Below are 989 nucleotides of genomic sequence, written 5' to 3'. Positions count from 1 at the left end.
CTAATATATTCGGTAAACTGTTGTACATTGAGAAAATGTACGTCATACTACTTTCACTTAATACCTCATATAAAACACTGAATAACTTCAAACCTGCCAAACGACACAAATCGACACTTCCTTCCGTATGTTCCAGCCGGAATAAAACTCTTGTATCTTTTGCCTTCAAGGAAAAAACATGGCCGAGCCTAACAATATCGTCAGATCCATTTTCGCATCAATCATGATGCGCATTCTGCGAAACCGGTTTCTGAACAACCTAGAACTCCTTGTTATAACATCGTAAGCTCTTTCAATAGAGACACCCCCTCCAAAGGAGTTTTTGATATAACATCATGCAATTTGAATGCTGCTCATCGTCATAATAATATTTAAAAGTTCAGAATCGCTAACTATCATTGATAAACAAATTAAACCTCTTCCATTGATTGAGGCATAAAATTAATCTACTTACCCAATAACCTTTTCGGTAACGACAATTAAAGCGACTTCGTTTTATTGAAATTCATCATCAAGTAAAATAACCATTCTGGTGCACGTAAATTTTTAAAGCAGTTTCGATACTATCAAACACCGTTCTTTCTTCATTAGAGATTATTTTTCGTTTTATTTGAGCATTAATTTTGCTATTAAATTACATTCAATATTTACCTTACAACACTCTATTACCAAATCTTTTTTGTTGATTATATACAGTTGAGATTCTTCTAAAATACCATTAAAAATTATTCAAACCAATTGAGTTTTTTCTTCTTTAAATTTTAATATCATGGTTTGATCTTTAATATCATGGTTTGATCGAAATAGCCTGTAACAAAGTAGGCCCATTTGTTTTATATTTTAGTCATAAAAAACGCTCCAAATTAACACGATCACCTGCTTTATAAAAGCATATTGAGATACGTGCTCAAGTATCGGAAGATCATTCACAAAGACAATCGTTCAATTGTACTTTTACAATACGTACCAAACACCATTCACTGTAATGG

Annotated in this window: 1 protein-coding gene; it reads right to left on the bottom strand. The window is 32.3% G+C overall.

What is annotated here, in order from left to right; all coding sequences use genetic code 11:
* Window positions 1–196 (bottom strand): 3,4-dihydroxy-2-butanone-4-phosphate synthase (locus CLERM_RS04170; RefSeq protein ID WP_420838470.1); only part of this gene is annotated, 196 nt, incomplete at its 3' end.
* Between the last annotated feature and the right edge of the window lie 793 nt (window positions 197–989).

The sequence above is a fragment of the Coxiella-like endosymbiont genome, assembly GCF_002871095.1.
Classification (GTDB): Bacteria; Pseudomonadota; Gammaproteobacteria; order Coxiellales; family Coxiellaceae; genus Coxiella.
This window is presented reverse-complemented; position numbering and strand designations above follow the sequence as displayed.